At 47.3% G+C, this 17726-nt stretch carries 15 protein-coding genes and 1 other RNA gene; 12 read left to right on the top strand and 4 right to left on the bottom strand.

The window, feature by feature from the left end:
* Positions 1-45: 45 nt before the first annotated feature.
* Positions 46-434: a transfer-messenger RNA gene (ssrA, locus tag SDE_RS21945) on the bottom strand.
* 320 nt (positions 435-754) lie between these two features.
* Between ssrA and SDE_RS22955 the strand changes: the two genes are divergently transcribed.
* Positions 755-1207, top strand: coding sequence for a hypothetical protein (locus tag SDE_RS22955; protein WP_011469219.1), 453 nt, complete (start codon positions 755-757; stop codon positions 1205-1207).
* A 117-nt stretch (positions 1208-1324) separates the two neighbouring features.
* Here the strand turns inward: SDE_RS22955 and smpB are convergent, their stop codons facing one another.
* A complete protein-coding gene (gene smpB, locus SDE_RS14345; protein ID WP_041325803.1) occupies positions 1325-1804 on the bottom strand; it encodes an SsrA-binding protein SmpB in 480 nt (159 codons plus the stop codon).
* 184 nt (positions 1805-1988) lie between these two features.
* On the opposite strand from smpB, the gene SDE_RS14340 reads away from it, so the two are divergent.
* Genes SDE_RS14340 through SDE_RS14330 form a run of 3 tightly spaced genes read left to right on the top strand, consistent with a single transcriptional unit; the run spans position 1989 to position 4171 of the window.
* The gene (locus SDE_RS14340; RefSeq protein WP_011469217.1) at positions 1989-3362 is read left to right on the top strand and encodes a sodium-dependent transporter; all 1374 of its coding nucleotides are present in this window, start codon (positions 1989-1991) and stop codon (positions 3360-3362) included.
* Between the two features lie 3 nt (positions 3363-3365).
* On the top strand, positions 3366-3797 hold the full coding sequence (locus SDE_RS14335) for a type II toxin-antitoxin system RatA family toxin (protein WP_011469216.1): 432 nt from the start codon (positions 3366-3368) through the stop codon (positions 3795-3797).
* A 47-nt stretch (positions 3798-3844) separates the two neighbouring features.
* Positions 3845-4171, top strand: a complete 327-nt coding sequence (locus SDE_RS14330) for an RnfH family protein (RefSeq protein ID WP_011469215.1) — start codon at positions 3845-3847, stop codon at positions 4169-4171.
* A gap of 96 nt (positions 4172-4267) precedes the next feature.
* Here the strand turns inward: SDE_RS14330 and SDE_RS14325 are convergent, their stop codons facing one another.
* Positions 4268-4663 carry an outer membrane protein assembly factor BamE gene (locus SDE_RS14325; protein ID WP_011469214.1) on the bottom strand — a complete coding sequence of 132 codons (396 nt, stop codon included), beginning with the start codon at positions 4661-4663 and terminating at the stop codon, positions 4268-4270.
* Between the two features lie 80 nt (positions 4664-4743).
* Here SDE_RS14325 and fur point away from each other — a divergent pair, with 80 nt between their 5' ends.
* Entirely contained in the window at positions 4744-5151 is a 408-nt protein-coding gene (fur, locus tag SDE_RS14320; protein ID WP_011469213.1) for a ferric iron uptake transcriptional regulator, read from the top strand.
* 319 nt (positions 5152-5470) lie between these two features.
* Here fur and recN read toward each other — a convergent pair whose 3' ends face one another.
* Positions 5471-7144 (bottom strand): DNA repair protein RecN, encoded by a 1674-nt coding sequence (gene recN / locus SDE_RS14315; RefSeq protein WP_011469212.1) that lies wholly within the window; start codon positions 7142-7144, stop codon positions 5471-5473.
* A 191-nt stretch (positions 7145-7335) separates the two neighbouring features.
* On the opposite strand from recN, the gene grpE reads away from it, so the two are divergent.
* The 7 genes from grpE (at position 7336) to carB (ending at position 17726) form a co-directional block, all read left to right on the top strand.
* Entirely contained in the window at positions 7336-7920 is a 585-nt protein-coding gene (grpE, locus tag SDE_RS14310) for a nucleotide exchange factor GrpE (RefSeq protein WP_011469211.1), read from the top strand.
* Positions 7921-8090: 170 nt separating this feature from the next.
* Positions 8091-10022 (top strand): molecular chaperone DnaK, encoded by a 1932-nt coding sequence (dnaK, locus tag SDE_RS14305; protein ID WP_011469210.1) that lies wholly within the window; start codon positions 8091-8093, stop codon positions 10020-10022.
* Between the two features lie 155 nt (positions 10023-10177).
* Complete coding sequence (gene dnaJ / locus SDE_RS14300; protein WP_011469209.1) at positions 10178-11302, top strand: molecular chaperone DnaJ; 1125 nt, start codon at positions 10178-10180, stop codon at positions 11300-11302.
* 71 nt (positions 11303-11373) lie between these two features.
* Positions 11374-11952: a DUF502 domain-containing protein gene (locus SDE_RS14295; protein WP_011469208.1), complete on the top strand. Its 579-nt coding sequence runs from the start codon at positions 11374-11376 to the stop codon at positions 11950-11952.
* A 58-nt stretch (positions 11953-12010) separates the two neighbouring features.
* Positions 12011-12817, top strand: coding sequence for a 4-hydroxy-tetrahydrodipicolinate reductase (gene dapB, locus SDE_RS14290; protein ID WP_011469207.1), 807 nt, complete (start codon positions 12011-12013; stop codon positions 12815-12817).
* A gap of 443 nt (positions 12818-13260) precedes the next feature.
* Positions 13261-14424 carry a glutamine-hydrolyzing carbamoyl-phosphate synthase small subunit gene (gene carA / locus SDE_RS14280; RefSeq protein ID WP_011469206.1) on the top strand — a complete coding sequence of 388 codons (1164 nt, stop codon included), beginning with the start codon at positions 13261-13263 and terminating at the stop codon, positions 14422-14424.
* 68 nt (positions 14425-14492) lie between these two features.
* Positions 14493-17726: a carbamoyl-phosphate synthase large subunit gene (gene carB, locus SDE_RS14275; protein WP_011469205.1), complete on the top strand. Its 3234-nt coding sequence runs from the start codon at positions 14493-14495 to the stop codon at positions 17724-17726.

Genomic DNA, 17726 nt, shown 5'->3' with positions numbered 1-17726 from the left:
GGGAGTGGCTTTCTGGACGTCTAAGTTGTTAGACGAACCTTGGTGTGGTGGAGGCGGGGGGATTTGAACCCCCGTCCGTCAGTACTCCGCCGTCAGCTCTACATGCTTAGAACCGCTTATTGATTTAACGCTTTACAGCCCAGCGGGCGGGACGAAAAGCGCGATCCTGTAAAAGTTTAGCTGATCCACCCCAGGCAGGCTTCACTGCGATCCAGTTCTAAGTGACAGTCGTTAACGCGGTACTGGCACCTTGTTAAAAACCGCTAGCGGCGTACCGCTAGATGGTGTAACAAAAAGCTACTTACGCAGCTAGTTGAGCACCGTAGTTGTCATCATTGGCAACTGATAATTTGCAGCTTTGGATTTACGTGATTGGCTACCCTCACGACATGCACTTCGGGTTTTGTTACCGGCGTCGAATCCTAATCGCCCCCTTTCTTTGTTACATGGCTTGCGCCATATAGCATTGAACTGGCTTCGCCCCAGCGTGTAAAAGCTAGTTTGAAGGGTTGCGCTTAACAGGCTACATAAATAGCTTTATGTTAAGTAACAAGTACATTATGACGGGTGTACTTGTTTCACGGTTTGTTAACGCTTATTGGCGTTTACATTCACTTAGAGGTTTTCTATGTGGTATGGTTCCGCGAGCAGTTGCGTAGTATACGCTTTTTGCTAGCAATGAGCTATACATATACCAAGCTTACAGTTATGTTGCTTTGGTTGTGCGGTATTTAATTTACATTAAGGGGGCATTATGAAATTTAAGAAGACTATTGCAGGTTTGGCGTTGGGTACTTATTTGGTAAGTTCCACTGGTTGCGGTATGTTGTTGCACCCAGAGCGACAAGGTCAAACAGGGGGGCGTATAGACCCTGCCGTGGCTATTTTAGATGGCATTGGGTTGCTGTTCTTTTTGGTGCCTGGTTTGGTGGCATTTGCTGTAGATTTTCATACGGGCACTATTTATTTGCCTAACACGCAGGCGGCTATTTCTGGCGATTCAGCCGATGCTTTAGCTGCAAATATGCGCGCAATTGCTGTTGACGGTGAAATTACAGAAGAAAAAATTGAGCAAATTATTCAGCAAGAGTTGGGTTTGTTTGTAGATGTTAGTGCGAAAAATGTACAGGTTTCTGAGGCTGAGAGTTTGCGAGCCGATATTTTGCCCGCCTTTGCTGCTTTTCAGGCTGGTCGTGCCGCGCTTTAATTTAAGTGCTTTAATTGGGTGGCCGTAAACCGGTTGCCCCTTTGTAGTTAAAAAATAAAAAAGGTCGCACGCTGCGACCTTTTTTATTTGAATCTAACAAGCCTACAGCGACAGGTGTTATTTGTCGTATAGCACGCGCTGCTTTTGGATGTTCCACTCGCGTTCTTTTTCTGTTTGGCGTTTGTCGTGAAGTTGCTTACCTTTGGCGATAGCAATTTCACACTTCACCATATGGGCCTTCCAATAAAGGCTGGTTGCCACAATGGTGTAGCCTTTTTGATCTTTGGCTTCAGCTATTTTGTTTAGCTCTCTGCGATTAAGCAGTAGTTTGCGCGGGCGCGCAGGCTCGGTAACGTAATGGGTGCATGCTTGGGGCAGCGGTTGAATTTGTGCCCCTTGTAGCCACGCTTCACCATTTTGTACCAGTACGTAGCTTTCTGTCATTTGGCCGCGTTGCGCGCGCAAGGCTTTTACTTCCCAGCCAAGCAGGGCTACGCCTGCCTCGAATTTGGTTTCTAGAAAATAGTCATGCCTTGCCCGTTTGTTTTGGGCAATGGTGCTACTTTGTGGTTTTTTCTTTTTGTTTGCTTTGCTCATGGGGCGCATTATACGTGGCTGTTTCGGGTGTGTCTTGTAGTTCCTGCTGTAAAGGTTGGGATCTTGCGCCTTAATATAAAGTGGTAAACCCGCTACAATCGCAAATATATACGAATTACAAATAGCACTGCGAGCCGGCTGGCATGCAGTAGCAAATAAAAAGAAAAATTAAATGGGGGCTTATATGGCTCAGCAAGGTATACATGGGGTGTGGGCTAACCGATGGACGTTTGTGTTGGCGGCCACTGGGTCTGCGGTTGGTTTGGGGAATATATGGAAGTTCCCTTACATTACCGGCGAAAACGGTGGCGGGGCATTTGTACTTGTATACCTACTGTGTATAGCGCTAATTGGTATTCCTATTATGGTGGCCGAAGTGTTGCTGGGTCGCCGCGGTCGCCAAAGTCCTATTAACTCCATGCGTTATGTGGCCAAAGAAGCGGGTTTAAGTTCCAACTGGTCTGCAGTGGGTTGGATGGGAGTGCTGGCAGGCTTATTTATTCTTTCTTTTTATAGTGTGGTTGCTGGCTGGGCGCTGCATTATGTGTTTCAAACCGGCACGGGGGCGTTTGAGGGGGCAACGCGTGAAGTGTCTCAGGGCGTGTTCGGTGAATTACTTTCTAATAACACCGCATTAATTAGCTGGCATACGGTGTTTATTTTGATGACCGTCGGCGTGGTAATGGCCGGGGTAACGCGCGGACTGGCTATGGTTGCGCGGGTATTAATGCCCTTGTTGTTTGTGATGTTAATTATGTTGTTGGGCTATGGCATGGCCGCGGGCGACTATGTTGGCGCTGCAAAGTTTATGTTTAGCTTTAAGGTGTCTGCGCTATCGTGGGATGGAGTGCTTATTGCTATGGGCCATGCGTTTTTTACGCTTAGCTTGGGCATGGGCTCTATTATGGCGTACGGTGCTTATATGCCTAGCCATTCAAACATTGGCCAAACGGTAGTCACCGTGGGCGTGTTGGATACGCTGGTGGCTTTGGTTGCAGGTATGTGTATTTTCCCTATTGTTTTTGCAAGTGGTATAGAGCCATCAAGTGGGCCGGGCTTGCTGTTTCAAAGTTTACCGGTCGCCTTTGGCAATATGCCGGGCGGGCTGTTTTTTGGTACCTTGTTTTTTATTCTGGTTTCTATTGCAGCTTGGAGCTCGGCTGTTTCACTTATTGAGCCTGGGGTGGCATGGTTAATTGAAACCGGTAAATTCAACAGGGTTACCGCTAACTTGGTGTTGGGCGGGGCCAGCTGGCTAGTTGGTATAAGCTGCGCGCTTTCTTATAACTTACTTGCCGACTTCAAACCTTTATTCTTAGCAAATCGCACACCGTTCGACTTTTTAGATTTTCTTACGGCCCAAGTAATGCTTCCTTTAGGTGGTTTATTTATAGCGATTTTTGTAGGTTGGCGAATGGCTAAAGCGGTTATGGAAGATGAAATGGATGCAGAAGGGCACCCAATGCTGGATATTTGGTTGTTTGTATTGCGTTATATATCGCCCGTATTGGTGGTAATAGTGTTTGTAATGACATTGATGAATACATTTGCGGGTTAATGTGTGGCGAAAATAGAGCGTACCGCTTTGGTGGCATATTCCGCCGAGCAAATGTTTAGTTTGGTTAACGACATAGAGTCATACCCACAGTTTATGGCCGGTTGTACTGGAGCTGAGGTGCTGGCGCGTGGGGATGGTTGGCTGGAGGCGCGTTTAGATTTATCGCGCGCCGGGTTTAAGCAATCTTTTACAACGCGCAATACGCTTAAACCACCGCATAGTATGGATTTGCAGCTGGTAGCGGGGCCTTTTTCTGCTTTTAAGGGGCGCTGGCAGTTTGATGCACTAAGCGAAAGCGCCTGTAAAATTACCTTTAGTTTAGAATATGAGTTTGCCAACAAGCTGCTGGCACTTGCTGCTGGCAAGATATTTGAGCAAGTGGCGAGCGAGCAGGTAAGTACTTTGTGTGAGCGGGCACGACAAGTATTTGTTTAGCTGGCATAATTCGGCCGCACAAAAATGCGTATTTAAGAGAACAAGCAATGACAGATATAGAACCCATTAGTGTGGAAGTGGCTTACGCACTACCAGATAAGCAAAAAATCATTGAGCTTTTGGTGGAGCCAGGCACAACAGCTTATGTGGCTGTGTGCAAATCTGGAATAACAAAAATATTTCCAGAAATTGATGTGGAAACGGCGAAAATGGGAATATTTGGTCAAGCTTTGGGTACAAAAGGGCTAAAACCAGCGAAAGAGTACGAGATGCAGGCGGGTGATCGAGTAGAAATATATAGGCCGTTAATATCCGACCCTAAAGAAGTTCGCCGCAAGCGTGCCGAAAAAGCGAAGGCCGAAAAAGACGCATAGCGTTGTAAGTGGGCAGGTATAAATCATAAAAAAAACCGAGCAAAATGGCTCGGTTTTTTTATGTGTGATGAGAAAATAACGCTTCTTAAAAGCGGGTTATTTCATTTTGGGGTCGGGCACTTCTTCTTTTTCTGCGGACGATTGCGGTGTTTCGTCGTCTTTGAATTCAATGTCTGTTTCCCACTTGGCGAGGCTATCACCGTCGAAATATACGGTAAATCGTCTATCTACCAATACTTCTCCGCCGCGCTTAACCATAAATAGGTAGTCCCAGCGGTCGGTGTTAAAGGTATCTTCTAATAGCGGAGACCCCATTACGTACTGCACTTGGCGGCGAGTCATGCCTACTTCTAATTGGTCCACCATTTTCTTCTCAATATAGTTGCCCTGCTGTACGCGAACCTTATATACACCGGGGAATCTGAAGGAAGAGCAAGCGACCAATGAGCCAATTGCGAATAGAATTACTATCGTTTTTACTACTTTTTGCATTATAGGGGTTTCCGAATCCGAGTCAGCCAAGGATAATACCGTTTGTTAAGTGACCTGAGAAGCCCTGTAGGAGAGCGTTAATGGCGATAGAAAATCAAGAGTTGAGAAAAGCCGGCCTCAAAGTCACCCTTCCGAGGGTTAAGATTCTGCAAATCATGGAAAATTCCCAAGATAGACATTTAAGTGCAGAAGATGTGTATAAAGCCCTGTTGGAAGCTGGTGAAGATGTTGGTTTGGCCACCGTATATCGCGTGTTAACCCAATTTGAGAGTGCGGGATTGGTAGAACGTCATAATTTTGATGGCGGCCATTCGGTGTTTGAGCTGGATAGAGGTGATCACCACGATCATATGGTGTGTGTTGAATCTGGCAAAGTCATTGAGTTCCACAACGAGCGTATTGAACAGCTGCAAGAAGAAATTGCTGCAGAGCATGGCTACGAAATTAGCGGCCACAGCTTGGTGCTTTACGTAAAACCTAAAAAGTAACGCGGATTATCGTGTTATTGCAACAGCTTGCAGGGGTAACTCTGTAAGCTTTCAGATTACGGATAAACCCCTCAATTATTTTGCGAAGAGATTAGTCTTTCTAAATCCGCAAATTCTTAGGGTGAAAGCTCAAAAAACGTATGAATATGTCCCTATAACTTGCTCAATTCGTCCATGAATTGAGCATTTTTGATCTTCCTCCCTAAGAATTTACTCGCTGAGATACCAGAATCAGGTTTATGACCAGCCTGAAAGCTTGTAGGGGTAACTCTGCAAGCTTTTTTATTTTGTATGGTTCTGTTTGGTTAGCACTTGCTTGTTAGCTAGCTGGCACGGCTTGTTCTAACATCTCTTTAGCGTGTGCAAGCGATTGTGCAGACGCAGTGTCGCCACCCATCATGCGTGCAAGCTCGGCAATTTTTTGCTCTTGGCTTAAGTAGCTAACGTCAGATTTCACGTCTTTTTTGCTTACCGATTTGCTCACATATAAGTGTTGGTGGGCCTTACTCGCCACTTGGGCAAGGTGAGTAACGCAAATAACTTGGCCTTTTTCGCCTAATTCTCGCAACAACTGGCCAACTATGTCGCCCGTGGGGCCGCCAATACCCACATCCACCTCATCGAATACCATAGTGGGGGTGGTGGAGGTTTGTGCGGTAACAACTTGTATGGCTAAGCTTATGCGTGAAAGCTCACCGCCGGATGCAATTTTGCTGAGTGCTTTGGGTGCTTGGCCTGGGTGTGTAGAAATAAGAAACTCTACCTCTTCGTTGCCGTGGCGATTAGGTTTGGTGGTGGCCGCAGGCAGCGAGATATCGAAGAGGGCGTTTTCCATTGCTAGCTGCTTAAGTTTTTTGTTTACTTGGGTGCTTAGTTTCTTTGCTGCTTGCGCGCGCTTTTCGCTGAGCTTAGCTGCGTAGGTATCGAATTCTGCCTTGGTTTGGGCGGCTTCTTGCTCAAGCGCTTCTAATTGGTCGTCACCGCTGCGCAGGCTGGCAAGTTCGTCAGCTAGTGACTGGTGTAGTGCAATAAGTTCTTCTGGCTGTATGCGGTGTTTGCGGGCTATGTCGTATATTACCGTCAAGCGCGCTTCTACTTCAGGCAGGCGCGATGCATCGTCTTCTATGCTGTCGGTGTGGTGGTCTATTTCGCGTTGGGCTTCCTCTACGTGGATGCTTGCACTGCGAAACAAGCTTTCGGCTTCTTCTAAATGCTTAGACTTGCCCGGCAGTTTACTTAGTATGTGTATAGCTTGGTGTAAGGCCGCGTTTAAGCCTTGTTCATCGTCACTGCACAGTGCGCTAACTTGTTGGCAGCCCTGTTGAATTTCTTCTGAGTTAGCGAGCGTTTTCTGTTCTTCTTCGAGTGCCTCAAGCTCGCCCTCTTGTAAATCTAATTGGTCTAGCTCTTCTACTTGGTAGCGCAGTAATTGAAAGCGCGCGTTAATTTCTTCGCTGTTGTTGCGCACCTGTTCAAGGGTTTGATTGGCTGTGTGCCATTGGTTAAAAGCGGCTTTTATTTGCTTAACCAAATTTTCATTGCCACCAAAATCGTCCAATAAGCGGCGGTGGGTGCTGGTTTTTAGCAGCGATTGGTGTTCGTGCTGGCTGTGAATATCAATAAGGCTTTCGCCAAAGCTGCGCAGCTGCTGCAGAGTAACCGTGTGGCCATTTATGTAGGCGCGTGACCTGCCTTCGGAGGTAACGACACGTCGCAATATACATTCGTCGCCTTGGTCTAGGTCTTGCTCTTCGAGTTGCTTGCGAGCAAAGGGTAGGGCCTTTAAGCAAAAGCTTGCGTGTATATCGGCTTTTTTAGCGCCGGGGCGCACTTTATCTGCGTCGGCTCGGTCGCCAAGGGCCAAGGCAAGGGCGTCTAGGGTGATAGATTTACCCGCGCCGGTCTCGCCGGTAACGGTGGTAAGGCCTGGTTGCAGTTCAAGATCGAGCGTATCAACAAGGGTGAAGTCACTGATATGCAGGTGGGTAAGCATGGTTTTTGGCTCACAGTTAAGGGGTATGGTTATTTATACAGTGGTTTTGAATTGCTTGTAAAGTGCTTTTTTGCTCTTGAATGTTGAGTGGGTGCCCCCATATTCCATGCAGTTCGTTAGGGTGTGGCCTTTTTTTGGCTTTTGCGCTCAACAGTTTCAACGCTTATTTGGTTAAAGGTTTGGAGAACACAGTGACTAATCACGAACAAGATCAACAAGATAATTCGGAACTGCTTGATGATGATCAGGTAACCCTAGAGTCGCAGCAGGCTGCAGACTCCGGCGCAGAAGCTCCTGCTTCAGACGACGTTGCGGCACTACAAGCCGAAATAGCGCGTTTGAATGAAGAGTTGCAAACCACTAAAGAAAACGCCTTGCGCGCTGCCGCCGAAGCGCAAAACGCGCGTCGCAGAGCCGAGCAAGATGTAGAAAAGGCCCATAAATTTGGTTTAGAAAAGTTTGTTGGCGACATTTTACCTGTTGCAGACAACCTAGAGCGCGCAATCGACGCAGCTAAAGCTGAAGGTGCCGATTTAGGTGTGGTGGTAGAAGGTGTTGAGCTAACGCTTAAAACTTTAGTAGATGGTTTGAAGCGCCATAAGGTTGAGCAAATAGACCCTCAAGGCGAGCCCTTTGACCCGCAATTGCATCAGGCTATGACAATGATCGAGCAGCCAGATGTAGAACCCAACACCGTAATCAATGTATTCCAGCGTGGCTACACCCTGCACGGTCGTTTGGTGCGCCCAGCTATGGTGGTGGTATCTAAAGCGTAAGAATTTCTTACTTTAAATGGTTTTAGCCCTTGAATAATTCTCGCTAGAACCAATATTGCAAGTAGCGAATATTACTAATCGGGTAGGTTTCAAAAAGAGCTTACCCTTGTTAACGATTGAAATGCCCAGCGCCAGGCGCTGGATACAGATACAAAAGGTGGAGACACAAAATGGGTAAAATTATTGGTATAGATTTGGGTACAACTAACTCGTGTGTATCCATCTTAGAAGGTAACAAAGCAAAAGTAATTGAGAACTCTGAAGGTGACCGCACTACACCTTCTATTGTTGCATTTACTGAAGACGGCGAAATTCTAGTAGGTCAGAGCGCTAAGCGTCAGGCTGTTACTAACCCGCAAAACACCTTGTTTGCCGTTAAGCGTTTGATCGGTCGTAAGTTTACCGACGACGTTGTACAAAAAGATATTTCCATGGTGCCGTACAAAATTATCGCGGCAGATAATGGCGATGCATGGGTAGAAGTGAAAGGCGACAAAAAAGCACCGCCTCAAATTTCTGCTGAAGTATTGAAAAAAATGAAGAAAACCGCTGAAGATTACTTGGGCGAAACCGTTACCGAAGCGGTTATTACGGTACCTGCGTACTTCAACGACTCTCAGCGTCAAGCAACTAAAGACGCCGGTAAAATTGCTGGTTTAGACGTTAAGCGTATTATTAACGAGCCTACAGCAGCGGCACTGGCTTACGGTATGGATAAATCCAAAGGCGACAGCACTATTGCTGTATACGACCTAGGTGGTGGTACTTTCGATATTTCTATCATCGAAATTGCCGATGTAGATGGCGAGCACCAGTTCGAAGTACTTTCTACTAACGGTGATACTTTCCTTGGTGGTGAAGATTTCGATTTGCGCTTAATTGAATACTTGGCAGAAGAGTTTAAGAAAACAAACGGTATCGATTTACACAACGATCCGCTTGCATTGCAACGCTTAAAAGAAGCGGCAGAGAAAGCCAAAATCGAGCTTTCTTCTAGCCAGCAAACAGAAGTTAACTTGCCATACATTACTGCCGATGCCACTGGCCCTAAACACTTAGTAGTGAAGCTTTCGCGCGCTAAGTTAGAGTCTTTGGTTGAAGAGCTTGTAAACCGTTCTTTAGAGCCGTTAAAAATGGCTATTAAAGACGCTGGCGTTTCTGTAAGCGACATCGACGACGTAATTTTGGTGGGTGGTCAAACCCGTATGCCAATGGTGCAGGCTGCTGTTGCCAAGTTCTTTGGTAAAGAGCCACGTAAAGATGTAAACCCAGATGAAGCAGTAGCAATGGGTGCAGCTATTCAAGGTGCGGTACTTTCTGGTGACGTTAAAGACGTATTGTTGCTAGACGTAACCCCATTAAGCTTGGGTATCGAAACCATGGGCGGTGTAGCAACGCCATTAATCGAGAAGAATACGACTATCCCGACTAAAAAGTCGCAAGTATTCTCTACTGCAGACGACAACCAAACAGCTGTAACTATTCACGTAGTACAGGGTGAGCGTAAGCAAGCGTCGCAGAATAAATCGTTAGGTCGTTTCGACTTGGCGGACATTCCTCCTGCACCACGCGGCATGCCACAAATCGAAGTTACTTTCGATATTGATGCCAACGGTATCTTGAATGTGTCTGCTAAAGATAAGGCTACAGGTAAAGAGCAATCTATCGTTATTAAGGCTTCTTCTGGCTTAAGCGATGATGAAATCGAAAAAATGGTGCAGGACGCAGAAGCTAACGCCGATGCGGACCGCAAGTTCGAAGAAGTTGTGACTGCGAGAAACACGCTGGAAGGGCTTATTCATGCAACCAAGAAAACGCTTGAAGAGGCGGGTGATAAGGCGACGGCAGACGAAAAATCTGCAATCGAAAGCGCAATTGCAGAAGCCGAAGAAGCAGCTAAAGGCGAAGATAAAGATGCGATGGAAGCGGCTACTAAAAAGCTAACTGAAGCATCTAGCTCTCTTGCTCAAAAACTGTATGCAGAGCAAGGCGCTGCGGGTGCAGGTGCAGCAGGCGCTGCTGATGCCGCCGCAGATCAGCCAGCAGACGATGGCGCAGTTGACGCTGAGTTTGAAGAAGTAAAAGAAGACGACGGCAAGTAAGTTGCTGTTTGTTAACCCTTGTTAAGTGCCAAAAGGCGCTTACTTATAGGGCCGAACGACTAAACGCGGGCCTGCCCGCGTTTATGTTTTGTAGCTAATATTTATTAATTCCACCAGGCTGTACCACTTAGCCTTACGACGAAGCCAATACAAACATGTCTAAACGCGATTACTACGAAGTGCTGGGCGTCTCTAAAGATGTGAGTCCGCAAGAGTTAAAGAAAGCTTACCGCAAGGTGGCTATGAAGTATCACCCGGATCGCAACTCGGATGATCCCAACTCTGAAGATAAATTCAAAGAGGCAAGTGAAGCCTACGAAGTGCTTTCTGATGCGCAAAAACGTGCAGCTTATGATCAATATGGTCATGCAGGCGTAGACGGTAATGCAGGCATGGGCGGCGGCGCTGGTGCAGGGAATTTCTCAGATATATTTGGCGATGTATTCGGCGATATATTCGGTGGCGGCGGTGGCCGTCGTCGCGGTGGGCCATCGCGCGGCTCCGATTTGCGTTACACCTTAGATTTAAGCTTAGAAGATGCCGTAAAGGGTACAACGGTTAAAATCCGCGTGCCCACTTTGGTTAGTTGTAAGCCCTGTGGTGGCTCGGGTGCCAAACCCGGTACTAGCCCGCAAACATGTACTACCTGTGGTGGTCATGGGCAGGTGCGTATGCAACAAGGCTTCTTCTCGGTACAACAAACATGCCCTAACTGTCGCGGTCAGGGCAAAATGATTACCGACCCGTGTAAAGAGTGTCACGGTCACGGTCGCGTTGAAGAAACTAAGACCCTTTCTGTTAAGGTGCCACCCGGTGTGGATACCGGCGATAGAATACGTTTGGCAGGTGAAGGCGAAGCGGGTGCCGATGGCGGCCCAGCAGGTGATTTATATGTACAGGTAGACGTGCAAGATCACGCATTCTTCCAGCGCGAAGGGCGCAACTTGTATTGTGAAGTGCCCATTAGCCTTTTCGATGCCTGTTTAGGTGGTGAGCTAGAAGTGCCCACGCTAGACGGTCGCGTTAAACTTAAAATTCCGGCAGAAACTCAAACCGGCAAGTTATTCCGTTTACGCGGTAAAGGGGTAACACCTGTACGCGGCGGCGCAGCAGGGGATTTGATGTGCCGAGTAATTATAGAAACACCGGTTAACCTCACTAAAAAGCAAAAAGAGTTACTGGAAGAGCTTAAAGCCAGCATGAAAGGTGAAAAAAATTCGCCCAAGCAAGAGAGTTGGTTTGAAGGTATGAAAAACTTTTTTGGTGATTTGAAAATGTAAGTCAGCGCGCGAGGGTGTACCCTCGCGCATTCTTTGCCCGGTATTGGGTTCCTTTCTGTAGGCTGCACACCATGAAATTCTTGGCCAATATTTTTCTTAAGGGCCTGCTCGTTGTTTTGCCTCTTGTTATTACCTTTGGTTTACTGTTTTGGCTGTTTAACGGCGCCGAGCAAATGCTGCGCATACCGCTGCAAGCTGTACTGCCCAGCGGGTGGTATGTACCGGGCATGGGGGTGATATCGGCATTTGGTTTGATTTTTGTTTGCGGCATTCTTGTTCAAAACTACTTTACTAAGCACTTGTTTGCACTGTTGGAATGGGTGCTTGGCAATATACCTGTTGTAAAAACGCTTTACGGCAGCGCGCGCGACCTGATGCATTTTGCTATAGGCAACAAAGAAAAAGACATGCAAAAGGTGGTGTGTGTCACTTTTCAGCCCGGTGTGCGCCTAATTGGCTTTGTTACCAACGAAAACGCAACGCTTAATACTGAAACCGGCTTGCTCGCGGTATACTTTCCAATGAGCTTGCAAATGGGCGGCTATTTAGCATACGTGGATAAAGACAAGTGTGAATGGTTGGATATCCCAGTAGATAAGGCTATGCAGCAGGTGCTAACCGCTGATATGACGGCAAAAAACACTAAATAGAGCGCCAAGCGGCGTGCAAGTTAAAACGAATAGATTTGAATGAAGGGTACGTAAAAGCATGACAACACGAATAGCCGTTACAGGCGCCGCGGGGCGCATGGGCAAAGCCTTAATAGAAGCAGTATGCCAAAGTGAAGACGCCGTGCTGGGTGCCGCCATTGTGGCGCCAGACAGCAGTTTGGTTGGCGCGGATGCGGGCGAGCTGGCCGGAGTTGGCAAGCAGGGCGTCGCAATTGTTAACGATCTTTCTACTGTTGTAGCCGATTTCGATGTGCTAATCGATTTTACGTCGCCCTCGGCTACCGTAGCCAATGCCAGTGTATGTAAAGCACATAACAAACCTATGGTTGTTGGTACCACAGGGTTTAGCCCAGCAGAAAAAGCTGCTTTCGAAGCCGACGCAAGTACAGTACCTACCTGTGTGGCGTCCAACTTTAGTACGGGTGTAAATTTGTGCTTTAAATTGTTGGATATTGCCGCTCGTGTAATGGGTAATGATGCAGACATCGAAGTATACGAGGCGCATCATCGCCACAAGGTAGACGCCCCGTCTGGTACTGCATTGCGCATGGGTGAAGTATTGGCCAATGCGGTAAACCGCGATTTAAACGAAGTGGCGGTTTACGGTAGGGAAGGGCAAACCGGCGCCCGCGATCGCAATACCATCGGCTTTGCCACTGTGCGCGGTGGTGACGTGGTTGGAGACCACACTGTGTCGTTTATGTGTGAAGGAGAGCGAGTGGAGATTACCCATAAGGCGTCGAGTCGCCTGTCTTTCGCCAGAGGCGCTGTGCGTGCCGCTACCTGGTTGGTTGAGAAAGAACCCAAAATCTACGACATGCAAGATGTGCTAGGCCTAAAGTAATTACCGTGGCGGCTGCATTAAGCAGCCGCATTCTTTACTTTCCGGTAGCTAATCTCTCAGTAAACTCTCCACCAAAGCTGCCCTCTGTAAACTGTCGCCTTAAACCTCTCTTTTATCCATAGACCTGCCAACGCTTTTCCCGTACAATTCCGCCTCAGATTTGGTGCATGCCGCCATACCCTACTAGACTCCTTAAATCGGTTGTAACTGCCTCGCAAATTTGGCTCATGCCTTATGCGCGCTACCAGTAAAACCTTAGGGCTAGCGGGCTCAAGAATTAGCAAAAGCGAGGTGAAGCTGTCTTCTCCTCGCTTTTTTGCAAGTAGCCGTTCGAATACCTCGCCACCCAAAATGGCACCGTGCGTTAAGCGCGGCTGTTTCGTACGACCTAAAATTACAGCAACGTTGCTTTAGCGCAACACTCTATCGCGGAGGATTTTCATTTGACGAGTGGGCATTTGTTAAACGTGGCATTACGGCCTGCCATTCTGGTTTTGGCGGACGGTAGTGTTTTTCGTGGTACAGCGATAGGCGCTGATGGCGATTCTGTTGGTGAAGTGGTGTTTAACACTGCAATGACGGGTTACCAGGAAATTCTCACCGATCCTTCCTATGCGAAGCAAATCGTGACTCTTACATACCCTCATATCGGTAACACGGGCACAACTTCCGAAGACGACGAGTGCAGTAATGTCTGGGCGTCTGGTTTAGTTATTCGTGATATGACAATGGTATCGAGTAATTTCCGCAGCGAGCAAACCCTAGAAGACTTTTTGAAGTCTAAAAATATCGTAGGTATAGCCGACATAGACACACGCCGTTTAACGCGAATTCTTCGCGATAAAGGTGCTCAAAGCGGTTGTATTATGGCTGGCGAAGTGGACGAAGACATTGCACTTGCTAAAGCTAAAGCGTTTGCCGGTTTGCAGGGCATGGATTTAGCAAAAGTTGTGTCTACCGAAAAGGCTTACCCTTGGACTGCCGGCTCTTGGCAGCTAGGCAAAGGCTTTGGCGGTTTGCCAGAAGGCGATCGCTTTAAAGTAGTGGCATACGATTTTGGTGCTAAAGCCAATATTCTGCGTATGTTGGTAGATCGCGGTTGTGAGCTTACCGTTGTGCCTGCGCAAACACCGGCTGCCGATGTACTAGCCATGAACCCTGATGGTGTGTTCCTTTCTAATGGCCCAGGCGACCCCGAGCCATGCGACTACGCTATTGAAGCAATTAAAACGCTGCTAGATAAAAATATTCCTCTATTTGGTATTTGCCTTGGCCACCAGTTGTTGGCGTTGGCGAGTGGCGCAAAAACAGTAAAAATGAAATTTGGCCACCACGGCGCGAACCACCCTGTGCAAGATTTAAAAACGGGCAAGGTAATGATCACCAGTCAGAACCACGGTTTTGCTGCGGATGAAGCATCGTTGCCTAGCAATATAGTTGCTACCCATAAGTCATTGTTTGATGGCTCGCTGCAGGGTATTGAACGCACAGACAAGCGCGCATTCAGCTTCCAAGGGCACCCAGAAGCAAGCCCTGGCCCGCATGATGCTGCCGAACTGTTTGACCATTTTATTGATTTGATGAATGAAGCAAAAAGCGAGATGTAATTTTATTACGCATTCGTCGCACGCCTTCGGGTGTTTAACATTAACGTCTCGCATTCTGCGGAGTAAACATGCCAAAACGTACAGACATTAAAAGTATTTTGATTATTGGTGCTGGCCCAATCGTAATTGGACAGGCCTGTGAGTTTGACTATTCCGGTGCGCAAGCTTGTAAAGCACTACGCGAAGAGGGCTACCGAGTTATTTTGGTTAACTCTAACCCCGCCACCATTATGACCGACCCCTCCATGGCCGATGCAACTTATATCGAGCCAATTACTTGGGAAACGGTAGCAAAAATTATTGAGAAAGAGCGCCCCGACGCGGTACTACCTACTATGGGTGGCCAAACTGCGCTGAATTGTGCTTTGGCATTGCACAAACACGGTGTGCTTGAAGAGTTTGGTGTTGAGCTAATTGGCGCAACCGAAGACGCAATTGATAAAGCAGAAGACCGTAACCGTTTTGACCAAGCCATGAAGAAAATTGGTTTGGAGTGTGCGCGAGCTAAAATTGTACACACCATGGAAGAAGCAAACCAAGTACCTAAAGAATTTGGTTTCCCATGTATTATTCGCCCGTCGTTTACTATGGGTGGTTCCGGTGGTGGTATTGCCTACAACTGGGAAGAATTCGAAGAAATTTGTACGCGCGGTTTAGATTTATCGCCAACCAACGAATTGCTTATTGATGAATCGTTGTTGGGTTGGAAAGAATACGAAATGGAAGTTGTTCGCGATAAAAACGACAACTGCATTATTATTTGCTCCATCGAAAACTTTGACCCAATGGGCGTGCATACCGGTGACTCTATTACGGTTGCGCCAGCGCAAACCCTTACCGATAAAGAATATCAAATTATGCGTAACGCATCGATTGCGGTGCTGCGTGAAATTGGTGTTGAAACGGGTGGCTCCAACGTGCAGTTCGCGGTTAACCCCGAAGATGGCCGTTTAGTTGTAATTGAAATGAACCCGCGTGTATCGCGCTCTTCCGCGCTTGCTTCTAAAGCTACTGGCTTCCCAATTGCAAAAATTGCAGCCAAGCTCGCTGTAGGTTACACCCTAGATGAATTGCAAAACGATATTACCGGCGGCGCAACTCCTGCTTCGTTCGAACCTAGTATCGATTACGTTGTAACAAAAATCCCTCGTTTTACTTTCGAAAAATTCGGCGATGCCGATGCGCGCTTAACCACGCAGATGAAATCTGTAGGTGAGGTAATGGCAATTGGTCGCAACTTCCAAGAGTCTTTGCAAAAAGCATTGCGCGGCTTAGAAGTTGGTTCTGCTGGTTTCGAACCGCGTGTAGATTTGACTGGCGACAATGCGTTAGAGCTTATTCGTCGCGACCTTTCTACCCCGGGTGCTGAGCGTATTTGGTATGTGGCCGACGCATTCCGCGCAGGTATGACCGTAGAAGAAGTGCACGAGCAATCTGCTATTGACCCTTGGTTCTTGGTGCAAATTAAAGACATTATCGACACCGAAACGGCGCTTTCTTCTATGCCGTTGGTAGATGTTGATAAGCGCATTATGTTCAACCTTAAGCGCAAAGGTTTTTCCGATAAGCGCTTAGGTAAGCTGTTAGGTGTTTCCGAAAAAACCTTGCGTGGGCATCGTCATAAGTTAGACGTGCACCCTGTGTATAAGCGCGTAGATACCTGTGCAGCAGAGTTCTCAACCTCTACTGCGTATATGTATTCCACGTACGATGAAGAGTGTGAATCTAACCCTACGAGCCGTGAAAAAATCATGGTTATTGGTGGCGGGCCTAACCGTATTGGACAGGGTATTGAGTTCGATTACTGCTGTGTACACGCTGCTTTGGCGTCGCGTGAAGCGGGCTACGAAGCCATTATGGTTAACTGTAACCCAGAGACAGTATCAACCGATTACGACACTTCCGACCGCTTGTATTTCGAGCCGGTTACCTTAGAAGACGTGTTAGAAATTGTTCATAGAGAAAAGCCAAAAGGTGTAATTGTGCAGTTTGGTGGCCAAACGCCACTTAAGCTAGCTAACGCCTTAGAAGCTGAAGGTGTACCTATTATTGGTACCAGCCCAGAAGCTATCGACCGCGCGGAAGATCGCGAGCGCTTCCAGCAAATGATTCAGCGATTAGAGTTGTTGCAACCACCTAATGCTATTGTGCGCTCAACAGAAGAGGCTATTCATATAGCACCTACCGTTGGTTACCCATTAGTTGTACGCCCATCTTATGTATTGGGTGGCCGCGCTATGGAAATTGTATACACCGAAAACGAATTAAGAACTTACATGCGCGAAGCGGTGCAGGCTTCTGAAGATTCGCCTGTATTGCTAGATCACTTCTTAAATAACGCAATTGAAGTTGATATTGATGCAGTGTCTGACGGCGAGCGCGTTGTTATTGGCGGAATTATGCAGCACATTGAGCAATGTGGTGTTCACTCTGGTGACTCTGCATGTTCATTGCCGCCGTACTCTCTACCTGAAGATGTGCAAGATGAAATGCGCGAGCAAGTGCGCAAAATGGCGCGCGAGCTAGGCGTTATTGGTTTGATGAACGTGCAGCTTGCATATCAAGACGGTCGTATTTACGTGATTGAAGTTAACCCTCGTGGTTCGCGTACTGTACCGTTTGTATCTAAGTGTATTGGTGTATCGCTTGCTAAAATTGCTGCGCTTTGTCAAACAGGCAAAACGTTAGAAGAGCTAGGCTTTACCGAAGAAATCGTGCCCGATTACTACAGCGTGAAAGAAGCGGTATTCCCGTTCAATAAATTCCCTGCTGTTGACCCAATACTTGGGCCAGAAATGAAATCTACCGGTGAAGTTATGGGTGTAGGTGATACCTTCGCCGAAGCTTACTCTAAGGCGCAGGTTGGCAGTGGTGGTGATTTACCAACATCTGGTACGGCATTTATTAGTGTGCGAGACTTTGATAAAGACGGCATAGTGGTAGTTGCTAAAGAGCTTACCGATATGGGCTTTAGTGTTGTTGCTACTCGCGGCACCGCAAAAACGTTAGAGGCGGCCGGCTTAAGCGTTAAAGTGGTTAACAAGGTAGGCGAAGGTCGCCCACACATTGTTGATATGATTAAAAACCGCGAAGTTGCTATGGTAATTAATACCACCGAAGGCAAAAAAGCGATTAAAGATTCTGCGTCTATTCGTCGCAGCGCCGAAAATAATCATGTTTACTACACCACAACGTTGGCAGCGGCTAATGCGCTTTGTATGGCATTGCGATTTGGTAAAAATCACGAAGTGCGCACTCTGCAAGAACTGCATGTACGTACTGCAAAACTTGCAAAAGCGTAA

Origin of the sequence: Saccharophagus degradans 2-40 (assembly GCF_000013665.1) — a bacterium.
GTDB lineage: Bacteria > Pseudomonadota > Gammaproteobacteria > Pseudomonadales > Cellvibrionaceae > Saccharophagus > Saccharophagus degradans.
The sequence above is the reverse complement of the archived record's forward strand: the minus strand, read 5'-3'. Positions and strand labels throughout refer to the sequence as shown.

Coding starts and splice junctions, on each gene's coding strand:
- SDE_RS22955 (WP_011469219.1), top strand. CDS start 755: ATGAAATTTAAGAAGACTATTGCAGGTTTGGCGTTGGGTACTTATTTG.
- smpB (WP_041325803.1), bottom strand. CDS start 1,804: ATGAGCAAAGCAAACAAAAAGAAAAAACCACAAAGTAGCACCATTGCC.
- SDE_RS14340 (WP_011469217.1), top strand. CDS start 1,989: ATGGCTCAGCAAGGTATACATGGGGTGTGGGCTAACCGATGGACGTTT.
- SDE_RS14330 (WP_011469215.1), top strand. CDS start 3,845: ATGACAGATATAGAACCCATTAGTGTGGAAGTGGCTTACGCACTACCA.
- SDE_RS14325 (WP_011469214.1), bottom strand. CDS start 4,663: ATGCAAAAAGTAGTAAAAACGATAGTAATTCTATTCGCAATTGGCTCA.
- fur (WP_011469213.1), top strand. CDS start 4,744: ATGGCGATAGAAAATCAAGAGTTGAGAAAAGCCGGCCTCAAAGTCACC.
- recN (WP_011469212.1), bottom strand. CDS start 7,144: ATGCTTACCCACCTGCATATCAGTGACTTCACCCTTGTTGATACGCTC.
- dnaK (WP_011469210.1), top strand. CDS start 8,091: ATGGGTAAAATTATTGGTATAGATTTGGGTACAACTAACTCGTGTGTA.
- dnaJ (WP_011469209.1), top strand. CDS start 10,178: ATGTCTAAACGCGATTACTACGAAGTGCTGGGCGTCTCTAAAGATGTG.
- SDE_RS14295 (WP_011469208.1), top strand. CDS start 11,374: ATGAAATTCTTGGCCAATATTTTTCTTAAGGGCCTGCTCGTTGTTTTG.
- dapB (WP_011469207.1), top strand. CDS start 12,011: ATGACAACACGAATAGCCGTTACAGGCGCCGCGGGGCGCATGGGCAAA.
- carB (WP_011469205.1), top strand. CDS start 14,493: ATGCCAAAACGTACAGACATTAAAAGTATTTTGATTATTGGTGCTGGC.